Origin of the sequence: Stenotrophomonas sp. PI_27, assembly GCF_027854495.1 — a bacterium.
GTDB lineage: Bacteria > Pseudomonadota > Gammaproteobacteria > Xanthomonadales > Xanthomonadaceae > Stenotrophomonas > Stenotrophomonas pavanii.
The window spans coordinates 317246-340607 of the sequence record NZ_JAJNOF010000001.1; the positions used below are offsets into that span (position 1 = coordinate 317246).

Below are 23362 nucleotides of genomic sequence, written 5' to 3' on the forward strand. Positions count from 1 at the left end.
CAGCGTGGCCAACGATCAGCCGCCGCGCGGGCCGCTGCGGCGCGGGCCGCCGGGACCGCGGTTACCACCGGGGCCGCCCGGGCCACGGTTGCCACCCGGACCGCCGGGGCCGCGATTGCCCCCCGGCCCACGGTTGCCACCACCCGGACCACGACCGCCCGGACGGGCGCCCTGCGCCGGCTTCGGGCTGCCGTACGGGTTGAAGCCCGGCGTGGCGTGGTCGGACGGGAAGCTCGGAGCGTTGCCCGGATGGCCATACGGATGCTTGTTGCCCTGGCCCTGCGAGCGGTTGCCCGCACCGGCCGGCCTGCCCTGGCCGCCTGCGCCACCACGGCCTTCGCCACCGAAACCGCCACGGCCCTGGCCGCCACCGGCGCCAGCACCCGGGCCCTTCGGCTTGCCGTACGGACGGCCCTGGCCGCCAGCACCCGGACCACGGGCACCCGGGCCACGCGCGCCCGGACCGGCGTTGCGATGGCCGCTCGGGCCGGTGCTCACGCCATCCGGCACGTACCAGGTGCGGAACGCGGCCGGGTTGCCTTCCGGCAGCGAGCGATCGTTCTTCGGGGCGCGCTGCTTGAACGGCTTCTGCGACTGCTTGGCCGCCGCTTCACCGCTGACCGTCAGGCCACCCTTGAAGCCACCGCCCTTGCCACCGCGGCCACGACCGCGATCTTCGCGGACGTTGTCGAAACGGCGCAGCTCGCGACCTTCGTCAGCGGTGTTGTGGCCGTTGACGTAGGCGTTGCCGCGGCCCCCTTCGCGCACGCGCACGGTGGTCTTGGCGGCGCGGCGCTGGCCGATCACCGGCTGCAGCGTCAGCGCCGACGGTGCGCCTTCTTCCAGCTTCAGCTGCGCGCGCAGGGCTTCAACCTGCGGGGTGCTCAGTTCCACCGAATGGCCACGGGCCAGTTCGCGCGGCAGGCTGACCTTGCCGTAGCGGGTGCGCTTCAGGCGGCTGACCTGGCAGCCCTGCGATTCCCACAGGCGGCGCACTTCGCGGTTGCGGCCTTCCTTCACCACGACGCGGAACCAGTCGTGCGAATCGGTGCCGCCGATGCGTTCGATCTCGTCGAACTTGGCCGGGCCGTCCTCCAGCGCGACGCCACGGCTGAGGCGGTCGACGATGGCGTCGGAGACCTTTTCCTCGCCTTCCGGTGCACGCACGCGCACCACGTACTCGCGCTCGACCTCGAACGACGGGTGCATCATGGCGTTGGCCAGCTCACCGTCGGTGGTGGCCAGCAGCAGGCCGGTGGTGTTGATGTCCAGGCGGCCGATCGCGATCCAGCGCGCGCCCTTCAGCGGCGGCAGCGATTCGAACACGGTCGGGCGACCTTCTGGATCTTCGCGGGTGGTCACTTCGCCTTCGGGCTTGTTGTAGACCAGCACGCGCGACGGTTCGGCCAGCGCGGTGGCGACGAAGCCGCGACCGTCCAGTTCGATCCTGTCGCCGCTCTTGACCGACATGCCGGTCTGCGCGACTTCACCGTTGACCTTGACCAGGCCTTCGGCGATGCGCTGTTCCAGCGCGCGGCGCGAGCCAAGGCCGGCCTGGGCCAGCACCTTGTGCAGGCGCTCTTCCAGCTTGAACTGTTCGGAGGTGGCTTCGCGCTTCAGCGAGAGCTTGTTACGGGGGGTGTCACTCATCAGTTTTGCTCCGGCCGACGGTTTCGAGGTCGGCCTCTGGTTCGGAATCGGCTTGGTCAACAGCCACGGTCGTCATCGCGACGGCGTTGTCTTCGCGTTCGTTCAGGGGCACCGCGCGCTCGCCCGGCGCGGAATCGGGGTGCCCATCATCGAGGGGCGAAGGTGCTTGCTCATCGGTGGCCGACGCAGGCGCTGCATCGGCGGAATCGGGGGTGTCACTGCCGGCCAGGCCGGCGTCGTCGTTGGCGGCAGCGCCGTCGGCCGAGACGTCCGGACCGTCGGCACCGGCAACGGCCGGAGCATCGCGGTCCAGCGCCAGCTGCGGTTCCAGCTCGCCCAGGTCCTTCAGTTCCGACAGCGGCGGCAGTTCGTCCAGCCGCTTCAGCCCGAAGTAGTCCAGGAAGCCCTTGGTGGTGCCGAACAGTGCCGGCTTGCCGGGCACGTCGCGGTGGCCGACCACGCGGATCCATTCGCGTTCTTCCAGTGCCTGGATGATGTTGCTGCTGACCGCCACGCCGCGCACCTGTTCGATCTCGCCGCGGGTGATCGGCTGCCGGTAGGCGATCAGCGCCAGGGTTTCCAGGGTGGCACGGGTGTAGCGGGTCTTGCGTTCGGTCCACAGCCGGCTGATCCAGCCATGCACTTCGCTGGTGACCTGGTAGCGGAAGCCCGAAGCGACCTCGACCAGTTCCACGCCGCGTCCTTCGCAGGCCTCGCGCAGCCGTTCCAGCGCACGTTCGATGCTACCCGGCGGCGCCGGCTCCTCCTCCGGGAACAGGTCCTTCAGCTGGGCCAGGGTGAGCGGCTGGCTGGAAGCCAGCAGGGCACCCTCGACAATGCGGTCGATCAGCGATTGATCCATCGGCAGTCAGCGCTCACTCATTGGCATTGGCGGCGTCGTTGTCGTCGAACTCGCTGCTGAACTGCAGCGGGGCATTGGTGTTGCCGGCCGCCAGCGACTTCACGTAGATCGGCGCCAGCGGTTCTTCCTGGACGATGTCCAGCAGCTGTTCCTTGGCCAGCTCCAGCACCGCCAGGAACGTGACCAGCACGCCCAGCTTGCCTTCTTCGGCCGTGAACAGCCCTTCAAAGCGATAGAACTTGCCGTCTTCCAGGCGGCCGAGTACCTCGCCCATGCGTTGCCGCACGCTCAGTGCCTCGCGCTTGATGGCGTGGCCGCTGAACAGCTCGGCGCGCTTGAGCACGTCGTGCAGGGCCAGCAGCATTTCCTTCAGATCCACCGGCGGCGGCAGCTTCACCGTGGCGCGCTCGGGCATGAAGGCGTGCGCCACCGTGGTGTCGCGGTCCTGGCGGGGCAGGGCGTCGATGTCCTCGGCGGCCTGCTTGAAGCGTTCGTACTCCTGCAGCCGGCGCACCAGCTCGGCGCGTGGGTCGGCTTCATCGCCTTCCTCGCTGACCGGGCGCGGCAGCAGCATGCGCGACTTCACCTCGGCCAGGATCGCGGCCATCACCAGGTACTCGGCAGCCAGCTCGAAGCGCAGCTCGCGCATCACGGTGATGTATTCCACGTACTGCCGGGTGATTTCGGCGACGGGAATGTCCAGCACATCCAGGTTCTGGCGGCGGATCAGGTACAGCAGCAGGTCCAGCGGGCCTTCGAAGGCATCCAGGATGACTTCCAGCGCATCCGGCGGGATGTACAGGTCCTGCGGGATCTGCAGGACCGGTTGCCCATGCACCACGGCCAGCGGCATTTCCTGCTGCTGGGGGGCGGGCGGCCGGGTTGGCGGGTTCGCGTCGAGCGCGAGTTCGGAAGTCATCTAATGGACATCAGGATTGCAACGGACCAGTCGCGGCACCGGGTTCGCCGGGCCAACGCCACGGAGCCCCAGGGCACCAGACACGCCGGGATCGGCGCGATTCCACACATATCAAACAGCAGGACGCGCCGCAGGAGACGGCAGCGACGGAACTACGGGGAGGTCGTCTACGTGGCCCGGCCGGGTGGTCCGGTTTGAAGCAGCGGGACGATCGTCGGGGGCTGCGTTGGCCGCAAAAACCGACGGGCTGCTGCATCCAGCCACGTGCAATGGACACTAGGGTAAGCCTTTGCCGCGCCAGTGTCCAGCCGGGGCCGGGAGCGGGCCGGCATTGGCTAGAATCGGCGCACCGACAACGCACGCGAGGAAATGCCGGTGTGGTATGTGATCGAAGGGTATGACGGCCAGGATGTGCTGGCACAGCGGCTGCAGGCGCGGCCGGAACACCTGGCGCGGCTGCACGCGCTGCGCGACGAGGGACGCCTGCTGCTGGCCGGGCCGTGCCCGGCGGTGGACAGTGAAGACCCGGGCCCGGCCGGGTTCAGTGGTTCGGTGGTGATTGCGCAGTTCGAGTCGCTGCCACAGGCCCAGGCCTGGGCCGATGCCGACCCGTACGTCGCCGCAGGCGTCTACACCCACGTGCAGGTGCGGCCGTTCCGCAAGGTCCTGCCGTGAGCACGGAACGGATCGAGCGGATCCGTGACGCGCTGCAGCAGGCACTGGCTCCCACCATTCTTGAGATCGAGGACGACAGCCATCGCCACGCCGGCCATGCCGGTGCCCGCGACGGGCGCGGCCACTTCAACGTCCATGTGGTGAGTGAGCGGTTCGCCGGACTGGGGCCGCTGGCCCGGCATCGCGCGGTCTATGCCGCGCTGGGGTCGATGATGGACACCGATATCCACGCGCTGTCTATCCGCGCACAGACCCCGTCAGAACAGGGCTGAGCCCTTGTCCCGCACTGTCATGGCCGGTCCCTGCGGGCCGCGCCACGGACAGATTTTCATGTCCATTTCGGGACATTCGCCTAACGGACTGTTTACAAGCCCAGATGGAAACGCTTACATTCCGCGCCAATGCTGGTAGGTCCAAGCCGTGGAGGGCGGCTTCGTGAACAAGGCAGCTATCACAATCAAAGACGTCGCACGCGAAGCCCGGGTCTCCGTGGCCACGGTTTCCCGCGCGCTGAACGGGCATGAAAATGTCGCCGAACCGGTCCGCCAGCTTGTGCTGGAGGTCGCCGCACGGCTGCGTTACACCCCGCACGCCGCCGCCCGCAGCCTGAGCAGCCGCCGCACCAATACGGTGGGCGTGGTGCTGCCGGACCTGTACGGCGAATTCTTCTCCGAGCTGATGCGCGGTATCGACGGCGTGGCCCGCAACCGCCGCCAGCACCTGCTGGTGTCCAGCTACCACGGCGACCAGGAACAGCAGGGCGCTGCCCTGCGCGCCATGCGCGGCCGCGTTGACGGCCTGCTGGTGCTCTCGCCCTATGCCGAGAGCCCGGGCTTCCTGACCGACAACCTGCCGCAGTCGTTGCCCACGGTGCTGATCAACACCTACCTGCCCGGGCAGGACCACCCGGTGCTGAGCATCGACGACCACGCCGGCGCCATGGCGATGACCCGCCACCTGCTGGATGCCGGCCACCGCCGCATTGCCTTCATTTCTGGTCCGGACCTCAACTTCGACGCGCGCGAGCGCCTGCGCGGCTTCCGTGACGCGCTGGTGGCATTCGGCAGTGGCGCCGAGGGCATCGAGCTGCCCGGTGATTTCGACGAAGCTTCCGGCCATCGCGCCGGTCAGGAGTTGCTGGCAGCCGGAGCGCTGCCCGATGCCGTGTTCGCTGCCAACGACATGATGGCCCTGGGCTGCCTGTATGCGTTCACGCAGGCAGGGGTCCGTGTGCCGGCCGATGTTGCCCTGGCAGGTTTCGATGACATTCCACTGGCGCGTTTCGTCCACCCGTCGCTGACCACCATGCAGGTCAGCATCGCCGAGCTCGGCGACCGGGCCATGACGCGTCTGATGCAGTTGATGGACGGCACCTCCACGGATGGGACAGGGGACAAGCAGACCCTGGTTCCCCGCTTGATAGTTCGCGATTCCACCACTCCGCCATCCGGCCGTTGAAGCCAGAGGCGTTCCTTCTTTTTTTTGACTGATCGCAGGGACCGCGCAAGCGGTTACCGCCACCCGGAGATTGAGTTGATGATGCATACCACCTTCCGCATGCCGGCGCGCCGGCTGCTGAGCACCGCACTGGTCAGCTGCCTGATGCTGGCTGCCGCCCCCAACGTCATGGCGCAGTCGGCCAACGCCAGCCTGCGCGGCCAGGTTGCCGGCGCCCAGGCAGGCACCGAAGTGACCGCCACCAACGTGGCCACCGGTACCGTCCGCCGTGGCACCATCCGCGCCGACGGCAGCTACTCGCTGATGGGCCTGGATCCGGGCACCTACAACGTGGTCGCCAACGGCCAGACCCAGAAGGTCACCGTCACCGTGGCCTCGACCGCGACGCTGAACTTTGCCGGTGCCGCCAGCAGCACCCCGGGTTCGACCGCAGCCACCAACCTGGACACCGTCAACGTTGTTGCGCCGACCCTGCTGCAGGAAGTGCGCACCTCCGAAGTCGGCAAGACCGTCAGCCTGCAGCAGATCCAGACCACCCCGCAGGTGTCGCGCAACTTCCTGGAGTTCGCCGACGCGGTGCCGGGCCTGATCTTCACCCGCGACGCCAAGGGCAACACCTCGCTGCGCGGCGGCGCTACCAATGCCGATGGCACCAACGTGTACATCGACGGCGTGGGCCAGAAGAGCTACGTCAAGGGCGGCGGCGTGGCCGGCCAGTCCGGCAGCGCCGGCAACCCGTTCCCGCAGTTGGCCATCGGCGAATACAAGGTCATCAGCGGCAACTACAAGGCCGAGTACGGCCAGGTGTCGAGCGCCGCGGTGACGGCTGCAACCAAGTCCGGCACCAATGAGTTCAAGGGTGAGGCGTTCTACCGCTACACCGATGAAGACATGCGTGCCAAGACCCCGGCCGAGCGCCAGGGTGGCAAGGAGAAGATGGTCTCGGCCGAGAAGGAATACGGCTTCGCCCTGGGCGGCCCGATCATCCAGGACAAGGCGCACTTCTTCGTGACCTACGAAGCGAAGCGCTTCGACCTGCCGGTCACCATCGCGCCGGATGGCGCGGTCACCGGCGCTGCCGGCCTGCTGCCGCCGGCCGGCGCCGCCGGCCTTGGCCCGGCCAGCCAGCCGTTCCAGCAGGACCTGATCTTCGGCAAGATTGACTTCGAGCCGACCGACAACGATCGCATCGAGCTGACCTTCCAGGACCGCGACGAAACCCAGTCGCAGTTCAGTGGCCAGACCTCGCCGGAAGCCGGCCGTGAAGTGGTCAACACCGACCGTCGTTACGCCCTGCGCTGGAACCACAGCGGTGAGCGCTACTACAACGAGTTGATGGTCACCCACGAAGACTCGTTCAACAACCCGACCCCGCTGACGCTGGCCAACGGCATCACCTACACCGCACCGGACGGCCCCGAAGACCGCACCATCGTGAAGATCGGTGGCGCCTCGGCACTGGATTCGCAGGTGAAGGGCCAGAAGGGCTGGTCGATCGAAGACAACCTGACCCTGGATGGCATCCAGTGGGCGGGCGACCACACCATCAAGATGGGCGTGAAGTACAAGCAGATCGACCTGTACGCTTCCGATGCGGCGCAGATCAACCCGACCTTCACCTACTCGCTGGGCGATCCGGACTTCCCCGATTCCATTCCGTACAAGGCGCAGTTCGTCAAGCCGGTCACCGGCGTGACCGGCGTGTCCGGCGAAGTGCGTTCGAAGTCCAAGCAGTACGGCGTGTTCATCCAAGACGACTGGCAGGTCAACGACCACCTGCAGCTGAACATCGGCCTGCGCTGGGACTACGAAAAGACCCCGTCCTACCTGGACTTCGTGACCCCGCAGCAGGTGGTCGACGCCATCTATTCGCAGGATCCGCGCGCCCCCGCCGGCCAGACCTATGCCGATTCGCTGGCACTGGGCGGCCTGGACATTAGCGACTACATCAGCAACGGTCACAACCGCAAGGCATTCAAGGATGCCTGGCAGCCGCGCCTGGGCTTCTCGTATGACATCAATGCCGACGAGCAGCACGTGATCCACGGTGGTGCCGGCCGTTCCTACGACCGTGACCTGTTCGACAACCTGCAGCTGGAAACCACCAAGCTGGCCCTGCCGCAGCCGACCATCTACTTCCGCAACCCGGCCACCGGCGCCTGCATCAACGGCCAGGCCGCCTGCTATGACTGGAACCCGAATCTGCTCAACGGCATCGGCAACCTGCAGGCACTGGTCGGCGCGACCAGCAATGCCGGCCTGGAAGTGGACCTGCTCAACAACAAGCTGAAGGCGCCGTACTCGGACCAGTTCAGCCTGGGCATGAGCAACCAGATCGGCGACTGGCTGACCGACGCCACCATCGCTCGTACCCTGAGCTACGACGGCTTCGCCTTCACCCTGGGCAACCGCTATCCGACCGGCCAGTTCTTCGATGATCCGCGCCTGTGCGGTGGCACCTCCCCGGGCCTGAGCCAGGCCTGGAGCTGCAACGTACCGGGCTTCGGCAGCCTGATCATCGGCCAGCAGGGCATCAAGACCCGTGCCACCCAGGTCCTGCTGTCGGCGCAGAAGCCGTTCACCAAGGAAAGCGGCTGGGGCACCTCGATCGCCTATACCTGGACGACCGCGCGCCACAACCGCGACATCAACGAGAAGTACGCCTTTGATCGCGGCCTGATCGGTGATTACCCGACCATCCGTTCCAACGGCGCACCGCGCCACCGCCTGGTGGTGACCGGTTCGTACGCGGGCTTCTGGGGCATCACCTTCGGCGGCAAGATCACCCTGGCCACCCCGACCGCCGTCAACGACTGGTACCCGGTGATGCAGGCCAGCGGCTACACCCTGCCGACTCCGCAGGCGGCCGTGCCCAACGCCACCGGCAAGTTCCTGGTGGGTGGCAAGATCTTCGGCTACCGCTCGGTCGACCTGCAGGCGACGAAGACGTTCAAGCTGGCGGGCAACACCGAGCTGTACGCCCGCCTGGACATCATCAACGTGTTCAACTTCGACAACTTCTCCACCTACAACTACGTCAAGACCAACGGCAAGCTGCAGGCCAGCTACAACGAGACCGGCGACATCATCGGTACTCCGCGCCAGGTCAAGGCCGAAGTGGGCTTCCGCTTCTAAGCCCGGGCGGTGATGCATGACCCGATGCCGCTGGTTTGCTGGCGGCATCGGTGAAAACGGCAATGGCCGGCCCCGTGCCGGTCCATTGCCCACGCCGCTGCCGGCCAGGGGGCAGCGGCGTGGGCAATGATCGCGGTGTCAGGCCACGTTTTCCGTGGTTTTTTAAGCACACACCTTGTAAACGATTTCAGATCATTGGACGGTATGCTTTCCCATCGATCAGACCACCGGAGGAACCGCGCCATGCAGGCACGCCATCTGTTGTCCGCCGCAGCGCTGAGCCTGGCCGTGGCCGCCTGCCAGCCGGCCCAGCAGGAACCTGCCAAGCCCCGCCCGCCGGTGATCCTGATCGAGGCCGACGCACCGCCGCGGCCGATGAAGCCGGAGCTGCCGCCGCTGTTCGATGACATCGAGCGCCGCACCTTCCAGTTCTTCTGGGATACCACCAACGAGGTCAACGGGCTGACCCCGGACCGCTACCCATCGCGGCCGTTCGCCAGCATCGCCTCGGTCGGCTTCGCGCTGACCGCCTATCCGATCGGCATCGAGAACGGCTGGGTCAGCCGCAACCAGGCGATCGACCGCACGCTGACCACCCTGAAATTCTTCCGCGACGTGCCGATGGGCCCGCAGCGCACCGGCAAGGCCGGTTACAAGGGCTTCTACTACCACTTCCTGGACATGCAGGAAGGCCGTCGCTACGACAGCTGGGTCGAACTGTCCTCGGTGGATACCGCACTGCTGATGATGGGCGTGCTGTTCGCGCAGTCGTACTACGACGGTGACGATCCGCGCGAGAAGGAAATCCGCCAGATCGCCGATACCTTGTACAAGAAGGTCGACTGGCCGTGGCTGCAGCAGCGTGCGCCGCTGATCTCGATGGGCTGGTTCCCGGAGAGCGGTTTCATCGACCACGACTGGATGGGCTACAACGAGGCGATGATGGTCTACATCCTCGCCCTGGGTTCGCCCACGCATCCGGTCAGCCCGGACGCGTGGACGGTCTGGACGCGCACCTACGACAACGACTGGGGTGTCTACCAGGGCCAGGAATACCTGTCCTTCGGCCCGCTGTTCGGCCACCAGTACAGCCACGTCTGGATCGACTTCCGCGACATCCAGGACGCGTACATGCGCGAGCGCGGCAGCACCTATTTCCTCAACAGCCGCTCGGCCGCGCTGGCCCAGCGCGAATACGCCATCGCCAACCCGATGCAGTGGAAGGATTATGGCGAGAACGTCTGGGGCCTGACCGCCAGTGATGGCCCGCAGAACACCACGCAGGAGTACCGCGGCGAGCAGCGCCAGTTCCGCCATTACTCCTCGCGCGGCGCCGGCCTGCGCGAGAACTTCGATGACGGCACCATCGCCCCCACCGCCGCGATCGCATCGGTGGTGTTCGCACCGGAGCAGGTGATTCCGGCGACGCTGGAGATGCACAAGCGCTACGGCGACTACATCTATTCCAGCTACGGCTTCCTGGATTCGTTCAACCCCAGTTTCAACTACGACATCCCGATCAAGACCGGCCGCGTCATCCCGGATCGTGGCTGGGTCGCCAGCGATTACATCGCCATCGACCAGGGCCCGATCCTGACCATGATCGCCAACTACCGCGATGATTTCGTGTGGGAAGTGATGAAGAAGAACCCGTACATCCGCAAGGGCCTGGAGCGGGCCGGGTTCAGTGGCGGCTGGCTGGCGCCGGAAGGGTCGTTCCAGCCCCTGGAACTGCAGAAGGATGAGAAGGCCGCGGCAGCACGCGCGGTGGGTATCGCCGAATCACGCGCGGCTGCCGCGCAGGAACAGAAGAACAATGCCAACCGCACCACAGGCCAGGGCAAGTAACCTGATGCCGAACTGGACCGACCGCCTGCGCCGCTGGGCGCTGCCTGCCCTGGCCGCGCTGGCGGTGGCCGGCTGCGCCCGTCCCGAGACGGGCACCACCACCGTACGCTTCTGGGCGATGGGTCGCGAAGCGGAGGTGGTCAGCGAGCTGATCCACGAATTCGAGGCTGAAAACCCCGGCATCAAGGTGGATGTGCAGAACATCCCATGGACGGCCGCGCACGAGAAACTGCTGACTGCATTCGCGGCCGATGGCCTGCCGGATGTGTGCCAGCTCGGCAACACCTGGGTGCCGGAGTTCGCCGAGCTGGATGCACTGACCCCGCTGCAGCCGTTCGTGCAGCACTCGGCCGTGGTCGACCCGAAGGACTACTTCCAGGGCATCTGGGACACCAACGTGATCCACGGCGAGCTGGTGGGCGTACCGTGGTATGTCGACACGCGCCTGATCTACTACCGCAAGGACCTGCTGGCCAAGGCCGGCTACGACCACCCGCCGCGCACGTGGGCGGAGTGGGAGGAGCAGATGGCAGCGATCAAGCGCATGCAGGGGCCCAACCGCTATGCGGTGCTGATGCCGATCAACGAGTTCGAGCAGCAGCTGTCGCTGGCCCTGCAGCAGCCGGATCCACTGCTGCGCGACGACGATACCCGCGGCAATTTCGCCAGCCCGGGATTCCGCCGCACGCTGGCCTTCTACGCCAACATGTTCGAGCAGGGCTGGGCGCCGAAGATGTCCGAGACGCAGATCTCCAACGTCTGGGATGAGTTCTTCCGCGGCTTCAACGTGTTCTACATTTCCGGCCCCTGGAACATCCGCGAGTTCAAGAAGCTGCAGCCGAAGGAACTGGAAGGGCAGTGGGGCACTGCCGCGCTGCCGGGGCCGGACGGTCCGGGCGCGGGCATCGCCGGCGGCACCAGCCTGGTGATCTTCCGCAAATCGCAGCAGAAGGAAGCGTCCTGGAAGCTGATCGAATTCCTGTCGCGCCCGCAGATCCAGGCGCGCTTCCATTCAATCATCGGCGACCTGCCGCCGCGTCGCAGTGCCTGGAACGCACCGTCGCTGGCCAGCGATCCGCTGGCTGCCGCGTTCCGTGATCAGCTGGAGCGGGTCAAGCCGACGCCGAAGGTGCTCGAATGGGAGCGCATCGTGCAGGAAATGCGCATCGTCACCGAGAAGGTGGTGCGCGGTGGCCTGCCGCAGGACAAGGCCGTCGAAGAACTCGACCAGCGCGTGGACAAGGTGCTGGCCAAGCGCCGCTGGATGCATGAACAACAACGCCTGCAGGAGCGCGCGCCGCCGCCGCACTCGAGCAGCGCCGTGGCCGCCGGGAGCCCGCAATGAAACGTACTTCGCTGGCCGGCTGGATCTTCGCCGGCCCCTCGCTGATCGTGCTGGGCGTGTTCTTCGGCCTGCCGGTGGCCTCGGCGCTTGCGCTGAGCGTGACCGACTTCGACCTGTACGCGCTGGCCGACAGCAGCAACCTGCGCTTCGTCGGCCTGGGCAACTACATCGACCTGCTGCAGACGCCGATGTTCTGGAAGTCGCTGTGGAACACCACCTACTTCGTGCTGATCGGCGTGCCATTGTCGATCGGCGTGTCTCTGGGCGCGGCGATGCTGCTCAATGCGCCGGCCGCCCGCTTCAAGGCCCTGTTCCGCACGGCCCTGTTCGCGCCGGTGGTGACCACGCTGGTGGCGGTGGCGGTGATCTGGCGCTACCTGTTCCACACCAGCTACGGCCTGGTGAACTACGGCCTGGGCCACCTGGGCATCAGTCCGATCGACTGGCTGGGTGATCCCAACTGGGCCATGCCGACCATCATGCTGTTCGCGGTGTGGAAGAACTTCGGCTACAACATGGTGATCTTCCTGGCCGGCCTGCAGGCGATCCCGCATGACCTGTACGAGGCCGCGCGCATCGACGGCGCCTCGCGCTGGAAGCAGTTCCTGCACATCACCCTGCCGATGCTCGGCCCGGTGCTGCTGGTGGTCGGGGTGATCACCGTGTCGGGCTACTTCCAGCTGTTCGCCGAGCCGTATGTCATGACCCGCGGCGACCCGCTGCAGAGCACCGTCAGCGTGCTGTATTTCATGTTCGAGGAAGGCTTCAAGTGGTGGAACCTGGGACGCGCCTCCGCGGTGGCGTTCCTGCTGTTCCTGATCATCCTGGCGGTGACCACCGTGATGCTGCGTTTCGGCCGCAAGAGGCAGTTGGTATGAGTCGTGAAATCGGCCAGTCGCGCTGGTACCCGTGGATGATCAATGGTGCGTTGCTGGTGCTGGCCCTGGTCAGCCTGGCACCGCTGCTGTGGATGGTCTCGGTCTCGTTCATGCCGCAGGGCGAGGCCAGCCATTTCCCGCCGCCACTGCTGCCTTCGAGCATCACCACGCACAACTACCATGAGCTGTTCGCGCGCACCGGCATGGGGGGCAACTTCGCCAACAGCCTGCTGGTGTCGCTGGGCATCACCGTGGGTTCGCTGCTGCTCAACACCATGGCGGGCTATGCCTTCGCCAAGCTCAACTTCGTCGGTCGCGAGCGCCTGTTCCAGGTGCTGATGGCGGCGCTGGTGATTCCGGCGCAGGTGGCGATGCTGCCGCTGTTCCTGCTGATGAAGCAGCTCGGCCTGGTCAACAGCTTCGGCGGCGTGATCGTGCCGGCGCTGGCCAGCGTGTTCGGCATTTTCCTGGTGCGCCAGTACGCGCGTTCGATTCCGGACGAGCTGCTTGAAGCGGCGCGCATCGACGGGGCAGGGGAGCTGCGCATCTTCTTCCAGATCGTGCTGCCGATGCTCAAGCCGGTGCTGGTGACGCTGGCCATCTTCACCTTCATGGGCGCATGGAACGATTTCATGTGGCCGCTGATCGTGTTGACCGACCAGGAGCACTACACTTTGCCGGTGGCGCTGGCCACCCTCTCGCGCGAGCACATCATGGACGTGGAAATGATGATGGCGGGCGCGGTGGTTACCGTGGTTCCGGTGCTGGCGCTGTTCCTGGTGCTGCAGCGGTACTACATCCAAGGTCTGTTGCTGGGGAGCGTCAAGGGATGAAGCGCGTGATCGCCGTTGGACTGGGCCTGTTGTGGACCTCCCTGGCGATCGCCGCACCTCCGGTGCTGCCGGCACCGAAGGTGCTGGACGACTTCGACGACATCGGCGCCTGGAAACTGGTGCTGTCCGACCAGGTCAGCGGATCGCTGCGGCCGGTCAGTGGTGCCGGTGGCGGCCGTGCCCTGTGCCTGGACTACGATTTCCACAAAGTCTCCGGCTACGTCGGCATCCGCCGTGCGCTGAACATCGAGTACCCGGTCAACTACCGCTTCGGCTTCCAGCTGCGCGGTGACTCGCCGGCCAACGACCTGCAGTTCAAGCTGATCGACGCCAGCGGCGACAATGTCTGGTGGGTCAACCGCCCGGGCTACCGTTTCCCCAAGGCATGGTCGCCAGTCGAATACCGCCGTCGCCAGATCGACAAGGCGTGGGGGCCCTCGCCCGAAAAGGAGATGGCGCGCAGCGCTGCGGTCGAGTTCACGATCTACAGCAAGGTCGGCGGGCGCGGCACGGTGTGCTTCGACAGGCTGACCCTGCAGGGCCTGCCAGCGCAGGATGATTCGGCGCTGGCGCCGTCGGTGATCGCCGATACCGCCACCGCGTTGCAGGACCGCATGATCGACGGCAAGAGCGATACGTTCTGGATCAGCGGCGGGGTCAAGCAGCAGACCATCAGCCTGGACCTGCACAAGAGCCGCGAGATCGGCGGTGCAGTGATCGACTGGCTGCCGAATCTGGAAGCCAGCCGCTATACCGTGCGGACCTCCGAGGATGGCCGCGACTGGCGCACCGTGCGCGAGGTGACCGGCGCTGCCGGTGGCCGCGACTGGCTGGCATTGCCGGACACCGATGCGCGGTACGTGCGCTTCGATCTGCTCGATGGCCCGAACTGGCGTTACGGCATCCGTGACATCACGCTCAAGCCGCTGGCCTTTGCCGCCACGCCGAACGCGTTCCTGTCCTCGGTGGCGGCCGACCTGCCACGCGGTTCGTTGCCGCGCGCCTACGTGGGCGAACAGCCGTACTGGACCCTGCTGGGCCTGGACGGTGGACAGGAACAGGCGCTGATCAGCGAGGACGGTGCCCTGGAACCGGCCAAGGGCAGCTTCAGCATCGAGCCGTTCATCCGCCTCGACGGCAAGCTGCTGGACTGGTCCAAGGTTGCCATCACCCAGTCGCTGCAGGACCACTATCTTCCGATCGCCAACGTCGATTGGGTGCACGAGAAGGCCGGCCTGGCGGTGACCAGCTTCGTGCAGGGCACGCCGGAGCGCGCGCAGTTGATCGGCCGCTACCGCTTGAGCAATCCGGACAAGGTCGCCCACGAATACACGCTCGCGCTGGCGATCCGCCCCTGGCAGGTCAACCCGCCGACCCAGTTCCTCAACACGGTGGGCGGCTTCAGCCGCATCGACGCGCTGGACGTGGGCGAGCAGCTGGTGCGCATCAACGGCGAGCCGCGCATCTATCCACTGCAGGTGCCCGATGCCCGCTTCGCCAGCACGTTCGATGGCAAGCTCGACGCGATGCACCTGGCCTCCGGGAAATACCCGGCCAGCACGGCGGTGAAGGACAGTACCGGCATGGCGTCCGGTGCGCTGCTGTATACGATCAAGCTGGAACCCGGCCAGAGCCGCGAAGTGGCAGTGGTACTGCCGCAGACCGGGAGCTGGGCGCCGCAGTCGCTGGACGTGGCCAAGGCCCAGGCGCAGGTGGCCGAACAGTGGCGGCAGAAGCTGGGCGTGGTCTCGCTGCAGGTGCCGGCGGCCGGCCAGGCCCTGGTCGACACCCTGCGCACCGCCGTGGCGCACATGCTGATCTCGCGGGTTGGCCCGCGCCTGCAGCCGGGCACGCGCTCGTACGCGCGCAGCTGGATCCGCGACGGCGCGATGATTTCCGAAGGCCTGCTGCGCATGGGCCGCAGCGACGCAGTACGTGACTACATCAACTGGTATGCGCCGTTCCAGTTCGAGAACGGCAAGGTGCCGTGCTGTGTCGATGCGCGCGGCAGCGACCCGGTGCCGGAGAATGACAGCCACGGTGAGCTGATCTACAGCATCGCCGAATATGGGCGCTATACCGGCGACAGCACCTTCGCCGAGCTGATGTGGCCGCACGTGCAGGGCGCCTACACCTACATGGAGCAGCTGCGTGCCAGCGAGCGTACCGAAGAGAACCGTGCGCGCAATCCGGCGTTCTACGGGATGATGCCGGCCTCGATCAGCCACGAAGGCTATTCGGCCAAGCCGATGCATTCGTACTGGGACAACTTCTGGGCCCTGCGCGGCTACAAGGACGCGGCAACGCTGGCGGCCCAGCTGGGCAAGGTCGAAGCGATGCAGATCGCCGAGTCGCGTGACCAGTTCCGTGATGACCTGCAGGCGTCACTGCTGTCGGCGATGCAGCAGCACAACATCGACTACCTGCCGGGCTCGGCCGAGCTGGGCGATTTCGACGCGACCTCGACCACCATCGCGCTGGCGCCGGGCGGCGAGCAGGGCCGCCTGCCGCAGCAGGCGTTGGAGGCGACCTTCGAGCGTTACTGGAAGGAATTCGTAGCCCGCCGCGATGGCAAGCGCGAGTGGAAGGACTACACGCCGTACGAATGGCGCAACGTGGCCGCCTTCGTTCGCCTGGGCAGGCGCGATCGCGCCTGGCAGGCGACCGAGTTCTTCTTCAGGGACCGTGCGCCGCAAGCCTGGAACCAGTGGGCCGAAGTGGTTTCGCGCACGCCGCGCAAGCCGTTCTTCGTCGGTGACCTGCCGCATGCCTGGGTCGCCTCGGACTTCGTGCGTTCGGCACTGGACATGTTTGCCTACAGCCGCGACATGGATGATGCGCTGGTACTGGCCGCAGGCGTCCCGACCGCCTGGCTGCAGGGCGACGGTGTTGCCGTGCAGGGCCTGCGCACGCCGCAGGGCCAGCTGAACTACCGCCTGCAGCGCAGTGACAAGCAGCTGGTGCTGGAGGTGCAGCCGGGCCTGGTGCCACCGGTCGGCGGCGTGGTGCTGCCATGGCCGTATGCCGGTGAGCCGGGCGCGGCGACCATCAACGGCGAAACGGCCGAGTGGGTCAACAACGAGCTGCACGTGCACCAGCTGCCGGCGCGGGTCGAGATCGAGGTGCCGGGCGCGGTGCGCCGCGCCGAGCGCAAGGGGCAGTAATCATGAAGCAGCAGGGAACAAGGGCGCGCACGACGATGCGCGCCCTGGGGCTGGCGGTTGCATTGGCGCTGCCGGGACTGGTCCTGGCGGACGGGCCGCAGGCGGCCACGGCGGCCGAGGCCGCCAACGCGCCCGGCATGAGCATGGTGACCTTCAACCTGCATCATGACCGTGAGGACTGGCCGAGCCGCCGCCGCACCATCCTGGCCGAACTCAAGCGCCTGCAGCCCGATGCCATCGCCCTGCAGGAGGTGATCCAGCGCCGCAACGTGCGCAACCAGGCGCAGTGGCTGGCCAGCCAGCTCGGCTACAGGTACATCTTCGTCTCCACCGATCCGGTGGGTGCACCGAAGCGCTATGGCAATGCGTTGCTGAGCCGGCGCCCGGTCCTGGCCCAGGGCGAGCACCTGCTGCAGCCGCGGGAAGACTACCGCACCGTTGCCCATCTGCGCATCGATGTGGACGGCAAGGCGGTCAACGTCTATGCCACCCATCTCAACGAACGCAATGACGAAAGCGGCCAACGCATCCGCCGCGCACAGGTCGAGGACCTGCTGCGCTTCATCACCGCCACGTCGGCCGGGGCACCGGTAGTGATTGCAGGCGACTTCAACGCGCTGGTGGATGCCGGCGACCTGAGCGAGCTGCGCAGCCACTACGGCGACAGCTACGGCAGCGTGCACGTCAACACCGACCTGGCCGGGGTCAGCACCTTGAACCGGCACTATTACCAGGTGCCGTCGCGGATCGACCACATCTTCTTCCAGCAGGACCGGATGGTCGCGCGCGAAGCGAAGCTCCTGTTCGACCAGCCTGATGACAGCGGTCGCTGGGCCTCGGACCATTACGGCGTGTGGACGCGCCTGCAGTTCGCGCCGAAGCCCTGACGCAGGGGTGCTGTGGTCGTTGCCAACCCGGGTGGGTGCGATACGACCAGCGCCACAAACGGAAACGGCGGGGATCATCGATCCCCGCCGTTTCGTTTTACGCGATCAAGCCGCGATCAGTTCGCCGGCGGCGTGCGCTTGGCGGCTTCTTCGTCTTCTTCGTCGGCCTTGGCCTCGGCCGCCTGGGCGGCGGCATCGGCGTGACCATCGGCGACCGGATCGACCGACGGCGTCACCACCGCATCGGCGACCGGCGCCGCAGCGTCCACCGGCGCGGCTTCAACTGCCACCGGAGCCACCGGCTGTTCGGCGACCACGACCGGCTCGACAACCGGCTTGGCCTCGACCGCCGGCGCAGCCGCAACGGCCACCGGCGGCGCTTCGACCGCCGGAGCGGCTTCAGCGATCTGCGGCTTCGATTCCACGACCGGCGCAGCCTCGACCGCTGCCGGCGTCGCTTCGATGACCGGCGCGGCTTCAGCCACTGGCGCGGTTTCAACCACGACCGGCTTGGCTTCGATCACCGGCGCCGCAGCGGCCACCGGCTGGGCCGGAGTCGCAGCGTCGATGGCATCGAGCATGCTGGTCTGCACCGGCGATGCCGGTTCGGCCTTGGCGGCGCTGTCGATCGGGGCCTGCACCTCGGCCACGGCCGGTGCAGCGGTTTCCACCACCGCGCTGCTCACCACCGCGACCGGCGCAGCGGCAACGGCGGCAGCGGCGCGGACCGGCTTCCCGGCGTCGGAGGCGGTCGGCTCGACGTCGTCATCGAAGTCGAATTCCGGCTGCGAGCGGGTCGGCTGTGCAGACGCGGCGGAAGCAGCACCCGCACCGTTGTCGAGGTTCGGTTCGGCACCTTCGGCGTCATCACCGTCGTCAGCGTCGTCCTGGTCATCGCCCAGGCTATCGCTGCCGGCCGTGTTCTCAGCACCACCACGGCGACGGCGACGGCCACCACGACGGCCGCGGCGGCGGCGGGTTGCGCCTTCACCGTTCTGCTCGCCATGGGTGTCAGCCACCGCCTCGTCACCGGTCACCGCAACGGCTTCGGCCTCGCTGCCGGCGTTGGCAGCGGTGTCGGCCAATGCGGCGGCGTCCGCCGGAGCGGCCGCTGCCGGAGCCACCGGCGCCACCGGCGCGGTCGCTTCCTGCGCGGTCACCGCATTGGTGGCGATGGTCGTCGCGGCCACGGCTGCCGCCGCGGTCACGCTCTCCGCCGGTGCCTCGACGCCGCCGCGCTGCGGCTTCTCGGCCGGCTTGTCACCTTCCTGCTGCTGGCGCGGCTGCTTGGGCTGCTTCAGCTTCGGCTGCTGGTTCTGGTTCTGGCCCTGGCCCTGCTGGTCGTTGCGCGGCTTGTTCTGCTGCTGCGGCTCCTTCTGCTTGCCCTGCTGCGGCGGCTGCTGGGCATTGCCGTTACGGCCGTCCTTGCGCTGCTCACCACGGTCCTTGCGGTTGCCGCCGTCCTTCTGCGGCTGCGCGTTGCCGTTGCCGCCATTGCCACGCGTGTCGTCGCGACGGTCCTTGCGGTCCTTGTTGCGATCCTTGTGGCGGTCCTTGCGGCCGCCGTCCTGCTGCTGGCGGGCGGCCGGAGCCACCGGTGCCGGCGCCGGGGCCGGCTCGCCACCGAACACGCGCTTGAGCCAACCAATCACGCCGCCGCTGGGGGCGGGTGCCGCCGGTGCGGCGACGACCGGGGCCGGAGCTGCTTTGGCCGGTTCAACTTCCTCGCGCACCGGGGCGGGGGAGGTGTGCTTGACCTGGGTCACCGCCGGCGGTGGGATGTTCAGCTGGCCCTTGGTCAGGGCGTGCACCGGCAGCTTGCGCGGGGTGCCGCGCTGGTAGCTGGGCTTGCTGCTCTCTTCACCCAGCTCGTTCTCGCGCAGGCGGGTGACGGTGTAGTGCGGGGTATGCAGCTGCTCGTCGGCGACGATCACGATCGGCGCCTCGTGGCGCTGCTCGATCTCGCGCAGCGCGCTGCGCTTCTCGTTCAGCAGGTAATTGGCGATCTCCACCGGGGCCTGGACCAGCACCTGCCCGGTGTTCTCCTTCATCGCATGCTCTTCGGCGACGCGGATGATCGACAGCGACAGCGACTCGACACTGCGCATGCGGCCGTGGCCGTCGCAGCGCGGGCAGACGATCTGGCTGGATTCACCCAGGCTCGGGCGCAGGCGCTGGCGGCTCATTTCCAGCAGGCCGAAGCGCGAGATGCGGCCGACCTGGACGCGGGCCCGGTCGTACTTCAGCGCGTTGGCCAGGCGGTTCTCGACCTCGCGCTGGTGCTTGTTGGAGGCCATGTCGATGAAGTCGATCACCACCAGGCCGCCCAGGTCGCGCAGGCGCAGCTGGCGGGCCACTTCCTCGGCCGCTTCCAGGTTGGTCTGGAAGGCGGTGTCCTCGATGTCGCTGCCCTTGGTGGCGCGCGAGGAGTTCACGTCGACTGCGGTCAGCGCTTCGGTCTGGTCGACCACGATCGAACCGCCCGACGGCAGGCGCACGTTGCGCTCGTAAGCGCCTTCGATCTGCGATTCGATCTGGAAGCGGTTGAACAGCGGGATGTCGTCCTTGTAGTGCTTGAGCTTGCGCAGGGTCTGCGGCATCACCTGCTGCATGAACTCACGGGCGTGCTCGTACATCTCCTCGGTGTCCACCAGGATCTCGCCGATGTCGGCGCGCAGGTAGTCACGCAGGGCGCGCACGATCAGGCGCGATTCCTGGTAGATCAGGAACGGGGCCGGCTTGCTCAGTGCGGCTTCGGCGATGGCACGCCAGACATTGAGCAGGTAGTCCAGGTCCCACTGCAGTTCTTCCGCATCGCGGCCGACGCCGGCGGTACGGATGATCACGCCCATGTCGTCAGGGATGTTCAGCTTGTCCAGGGCGTCCTTCAGCGCGGCCCGGTCTTCGCCCTCGATGCGGCGCGACACGCCGCCGGCGCTGGGCGAGTTCGGCATCAGCACCATGTAGCGGCCGGCCAGCGAAATGAACGTGGTCAGGGCGGCGCCCTTGTTGCCACGCTCTTCCTTGTCGACCTGGACGACGATCTCCTGGCCTTCCTTCAGCAGCTCGCGGATGCCAGCCTTGTTGTGGTCGACACCGGCCTGGAAGTAGTCGCGGGAGATTTCCTTCAGCGGCAGGAAGCCATGGCGGCCACCGCCGTACTCGACGAAGGCCGCTTCCAGCGAGGGCTCGATGCGGAAGATCCGGCCCTTGTAGATGTTGGACTTCTTCTGTTCCTTCGACGGCTGTTCGATGTCGATGTCATACAACGACTGGCCATCCACGATGGCAACACGCAGCTCTTCAGCCTGCGTGGCGTTGATCAGCATTCGCTTCATTGTTGCGTTCCTCGCAAGCGGCTACCGCGCGGAACGCCATGGGGTTTCGCCTCTGGACACGGCTCGCCGCCCATTCGCGCAAGCGCGGGGAGGGCGGCTTGGGTTTCCAGCGCTACGACACCACGGCAGGCCGCGGGAGCGCTTCACTCTTATGGTTTTTGGGTGTTGCAGGGCCGCAGGCAGCTGTCAGCCAGGCTGGAGCGCCACGCGGGACATGTTCAGCACGGTTGCGTGTCAGGCATCCGGCGATGGCCGGGAAGGCCGGTGAGCCGCTAACATGGCCGCCCCGCGGGCGGTGGTCGCGCACTGTGCCGGATTCGTCGGAAGCTGGGCTTCTGGCCCTGAGTAACTTCCAACGAAATCAATCCCTTATCTCGCCCCCCGAGTGTAACAGAATAAACAGCCTGATGACCGCCCAAGACCCCACCAAGCCCGCTGGCGACAAGCCTTCCGTGCGCATGATCACCGTTCCCGCCGACCGCGCCGGCCAGCGCCTGGACAACTTCCTGCTCGGCCAGCTGAAGGGCGCCCCGCGCAGCCTGGTGTACAAGCTGGTGCGCAGTGGTCAGGTGCGGGTCAACGGCGGCCGCGCCAAGGCCGAGCGCAAGCTGGAGGCCGGTGACGAGGTGCGCGTGCCGCCGGTCCGTCTCAGTGAGGAGGGAGACAAGGCCGGTCCGCCTGAGGCGTTCATGCGCCGCCTGGAGCAGGCCATCGTGTTCGAGGACGCGCGCCTGCTGGCCCTGAACAAGCCCTCGGGGGTGGCCAGCCATGGTGGCAGTGGCATCAGCTTCGGCGCGATCGAGACCCTGCGCGCGTTGCGTCCCGGGCAGACCCTGGAACTGGTCCACCGGCTGGATCGCGACACTTCGGGCCTGCTGATCGTGGCCAAGAAGCGCTCGGCGCTGAGCGAACTGCAGGCGCTGCTGCGTGAAGACCACGGCGCCGGCATCCGCAAGCGCTACCTGACCCTGCTGGCCGGGCGCATGCCCGACGGGGTGATGACGGTCGACGCGCCGCTGCACGTGGGCCTGCGCCAGGGCGGCGAACGCCATGTGCAGGTCAACGCCATCGGCAAGGAATCGATCAGTCACTTCCGGGTGCTGGAGCGCCGCGGCGGCCATTCGTACTGCGAGGTGCGCATCGAGACCGGCCGGACCCACCAGATCCGCGTGCATGCCCAGCATCTGGGGCATCCGGTGGCCGGCGATGACAAGTACGGCGATCCTGCAGTCAACAAGCGGCTTCGCGAGCAGATCGGGCTGAAGCGCCTGTTCCTGCACGCGGCATCGCTGGAGTTCGCGCTGGATGACGGCAAGAGCCCGTATGTGCTGAACGCGCCGCTGGCGGAGGAGCTGGTCGAGGCGCTGGATCGGCTGCGCTGACAATGACCGGGTAGCGCCGGGGCAGGCCCGCCCGCTACCTTGTTTGGGTAGATCCACGCCATGCGTGGATGCGCCCCTCTGGGTCGTTCACCACTTGAACAGCACCAGGCTGATCGCCAGGGTGCCCATGCCGGCCACCAGGCCGTATACGGTTTCGTGGCCCTTGGCATAGCGCTTGGCCGCCGGCAGCAGCTCGTCCAGCGCCAGGAACACCATCACGCCGGCGATCAGGCCGAACACCCAGCCGAACGTGGCGTGCGACAGCGATCCGGACAGCAGCAGGTAGCCGATCGCTGCGCCGATCGGCTCGGCCAGGCCCGACAGCAGGCTGGCGGTGAACGCATAGGCCTTGTTCTGGGTGGCGAAATACACCGGCACCGCGATCGCGATGCCCTCGGGAATGTTGTGGATGGCGATGGCGAAGGCCAGCGGCATGCCCACCGACGGGCTTTCCAGCGTCGCAAAGAACGTCGCCAGGCCCTCGGGGAAATTGTGCGCGGTGATCGCGATCGAGGTCAGCAGGGCAACGCGCTTGAGGTACTCGCGGCTGTTCTCGCGGAACGCGGGATCCTGCTTGTCCAGGCTCTCATGCGGGTTGGGGATGAAGTGGTCGATCAGCACGATCACGATCACGCCCAGCAGGAAGGCCAGGGTGCCGTAGGTGAAGCCGGTACGCTCGCCATAGGCCAGGGCGAACGAGGCAATGGACTTGTTGAGGATTTCCGACAGCGACACATAGACCATCGCGCCACCGGCAAAGGCCAGGCCGAACGCCAGCAGGCGCGGGCTGGGGCGGCGCGAGAACAGCACCAGCAGGCTGCCGATCGCGGTGGCCAGGCCTGCGGCCAGCGTGACCGCCAGTGCGATCCAGATGTTTTCGGGGGGGATCTGCAGCATCTACCGACGCGGTCCTGGTCAACAGACAACCGCCCCGGACAGGGCCGGGGCGGCGGGGGCGAGGCGGGCGTCGGCGGGCCTCGTCGGGTGC

The 23362-nt window shown here is 67.1% G+C and carries 16 protein-coding genes; 11 read left to right on the plus strand and 5 right to left on the minus strand.

The genetic code is table 11. The features are described from left to right. Positions 1-15: 15 nt before the first annotated feature. Genes LRM18_RS01495 through LRM18_RS01505 form a run of 3 tightly spaced genes read right to left on the minus strand, consistent with a single transcriptional unit; the run spans position 16 to position 3431 of the window. Positions 16-1650: a pseudouridine synthase gene (locus LRM18_RS01495; protein ID WP_053460875.1), complete on the minus strand. Its 1635-nt coding sequence runs from the start codon at positions 1648-1650 to the stop codon at positions 16-18. Beyond that, positions 1643-2512, minus strand: coding sequence for an SMC-Scp complex subunit ScpB (gene scpB / locus LRM18_RS01500; RefSeq protein WP_049465020.1), 870 nt, complete (start codon positions 2510-2512; stop codon positions 1643-1645). Before scpB ends, LRM18_RS01495 begins: the two co-directional genes overlap by 8 nt. Before the next feature lie 13 nt (positions 2513-2525). After that, on the minus strand, positions 2526-3431 hold the full coding sequence (locus tag LRM18_RS01505; protein ID WP_005417635.1) for a ScpA family protein: 906 nt from the start codon (positions 3429-3431) through the stop codon (positions 2526-2528). 375 nt (positions 3432-3806) lie between these two features. Between LRM18_RS01505 and LRM18_RS01510 the strand changes: the two genes are divergently transcribed. From LRM18_RS01510 to LRM18_RS01555, 10 genes are all read left to right on the plus strand, one after another. Next, positions 3807-4106 (plus strand): YciI family protein, encoded by a 300-nt coding sequence (locus LRM18_RS01510; RefSeq protein WP_064239671.1) that lies wholly within the window; start codon positions 3807-3809, stop codon positions 4104-4106. Then, entirely contained in the window at positions 4103-4378 is a 276-nt protein-coding gene (locus LRM18_RS01515) for a BolA family protein (RefSeq protein ID WP_064238880.1), read from the plus strand. Before LRM18_RS01510 ends, LRM18_RS01515 begins: the two co-directional genes overlap by 4 nt. Positions 4379-4526: 148 nt before the next feature. Then, positions 4527-5564, plus strand: coding sequence for a LacI family DNA-binding transcriptional regulator (locus tag LRM18_RS01520; RefSeq protein ID WP_049465024.1), 1038 nt, complete (start codon positions 4527-4529; stop codon positions 5562-5564). 78 nt (positions 5565-5642) lie between these two features. Next, on the plus strand, positions 5643-8699 hold the full coding sequence (locus LRM18_RS01525) for a TonB-dependent receptor (RefSeq protein WP_049414530.1): 3057 nt from the start codon (positions 5643-5645) through the stop codon (positions 8697-8699). Between the two features lie 243 nt (positions 8700-8942). Beyond that, entirely contained in the window at positions 8943-10547 is a 1605-nt protein-coding gene (locus LRM18_RS01530) for a glucoamylase family protein (protein ID WP_049465028.1), read from the plus strand. A 4-nt stretch (positions 10548-10551) separates the two neighbouring features. Next, complete coding sequence (locus LRM18_RS01535; RefSeq protein ID WP_049465030.1) at positions 10552-11892, plus strand: sugar ABC transporter substrate-binding protein; 1341 nt, start codon at positions 10552-10554, stop codon at positions 11890-11892. Further along, entirely contained in the window at positions 11889-12770 is an 882-nt protein-coding gene (locus LRM18_RS01540) for a sugar ABC transporter permease (RefSeq protein WP_005410323.1), read from the plus strand. Before LRM18_RS01535 ends, LRM18_RS01540 begins: the two co-directional genes overlap by 4 nt. Continuing rightward, positions 12767-13603, plus strand: a complete 837-nt coding sequence (locus LRM18_RS01545) for a carbohydrate ABC transporter permease (RefSeq protein ID WP_057493560.1) — start codon at positions 12767-12769, stop codon at positions 13601-13603. Before LRM18_RS01540 ends, LRM18_RS01545 begins: the two co-directional genes overlap by 4 nt. Next, the gene (locus LRM18_RS01550) at positions 13600-16767 is read left to right on the plus strand and encodes a discoidin domain-containing protein (protein WP_270949811.1); all 3168 of its coding nucleotides are present in this window, start codon (positions 13600-13602) and stop codon (positions 16765-16767) included. The genes LRM18_RS01545 and LRM18_RS01550 overlap by 4 nt, the downstream gene beginning before the upstream one ends. A 2-nt stretch (positions 16768-16769) precedes the next feature. Further along, positions 16770-17654 (plus strand): endonuclease/exonuclease/phosphatase family protein, encoded by an 885-nt coding sequence (locus LRM18_RS01555; RefSeq protein ID WP_270949813.1) that lies wholly within the window; start codon positions 16770-16772, stop codon positions 17652-17654. 116 nt (positions 17655-17770) lie between these two features. Here LRM18_RS01555 and LRM18_RS01560 read toward each other — a convergent pair whose 3' ends face one another. Then, positions 17771-20992, minus strand: a complete 3222-nt coding sequence (locus tag LRM18_RS01560; RefSeq protein ID WP_270949814.1) for an Rne/Rng family ribonuclease — start codon at positions 20990-20992, stop codon at positions 17771-17773. Positions 20993-21399: 407 nt separating this feature from the next. Between LRM18_RS01560 and LRM18_RS01565 the strand changes: the two genes are divergently transcribed. After that, positions 21400-22374, plus strand: coding sequence for an RluA family pseudouridine synthase (locus LRM18_RS01565; RefSeq protein ID WP_103281840.1), 975 nt, complete (start codon positions 21400-21402; stop codon positions 22372-22374). Between the two features lie 87 nt (positions 22375-22461). On the opposite strand, the gene zupT is transcribed toward LRM18_RS01565, so the two are convergent. Then, positions 22462-23271, minus strand: coding sequence for a zinc transporter ZupT (zupT, locus tag LRM18_RS01570; protein WP_074724880.1), 810 nt, complete (start codon positions 23269-23271; stop codon positions 22462-22464). Positions 23272-23362: the final 91 nt, after the last annotated feature.

Coding starts and splice junctions, on each gene's coding strand:
- LRM18_RS01495 (WP_053460875.1), bottom strand. CDS start 1,650: ATGAGTGACACCCCCCGTAACAAGCTCTCGCTGAAGCGCGAAGCCACC.
- scpB (WP_049465020.1), bottom strand. CDS start 2,512: ATGGATCAATCGCTGATCGACCGCATTGTCGAGGGTGCCCTGCTGGCT.
- LRM18_RS01505 (WP_005417635.1), bottom strand. CDS start 3,431: ATGACTTCCGAACTCGCGCTCGACGCGAACCCGCCAACCCGGCCGCCC.
- LRM18_RS01525 (WP_049414530.1), top strand. CDS start 5,643: ATGATGCATACCACCTTCCGCATGCCGGCGCGCCGGCTGCTGAGCACC.
- LRM18_RS01530 (WP_049465028.1), top strand. CDS start 8,943: ATGCAGGCACGCCATCTGTTGTCCGCCGCAGCGCTGAGCCTGGCCGTG.
- LRM18_RS01535 (WP_049465030.1), top strand. CDS start 10,552: ATGCCGAACTGGACCGACCGCCTGCGCCGCTGGGCGCTGCCTGCCCTG.
- LRM18_RS01540 (WP_005410323.1), top strand. CDS start 11,889: ATGAAACGTACTTCGCTGGCCGGCTGGATCTTCGCCGGCCCCTCGCTG.
- LRM18_RS01545 (WP_057493560.1), top strand. CDS start 12,767: ATGAGTCGTGAAATCGGCCAGTCGCGCTGGTACCCGTGGATGATCAAT.
- LRM18_RS01550 (WP_270949811.1), top strand. CDS start 13,600: ATGAAGCGCGTGATCGCCGTTGGACTGGGCCTGTTGTGGACCTCCCTG.
- LRM18_RS01555 (WP_270949813.1), top strand. CDS start 16,770: ATGAAGCAGCAGGGAACAAGGGCGCGCACGACGATGCGCGCCCTGGGG.
- LRM18_RS01560 (WP_270949814.1), bottom strand. CDS start 20,992: ATGAAGCGAATGCTGATCAACGCCACGCAGGCTGAAGAGCTGCGTGTT.
- LRM18_RS01565 (WP_103281840.1), top strand. CDS start 21,400: ATGACCGCCCAAGACCCCACCAAGCCCGCTGGCGACAAGCCTTCCGTG.
- zupT (WP_074724880.1), bottom strand. CDS start 23,271: ATGCTGCAGATCCCCCCCGAAAACATCTGGATCGCACTGGCGGTCACG.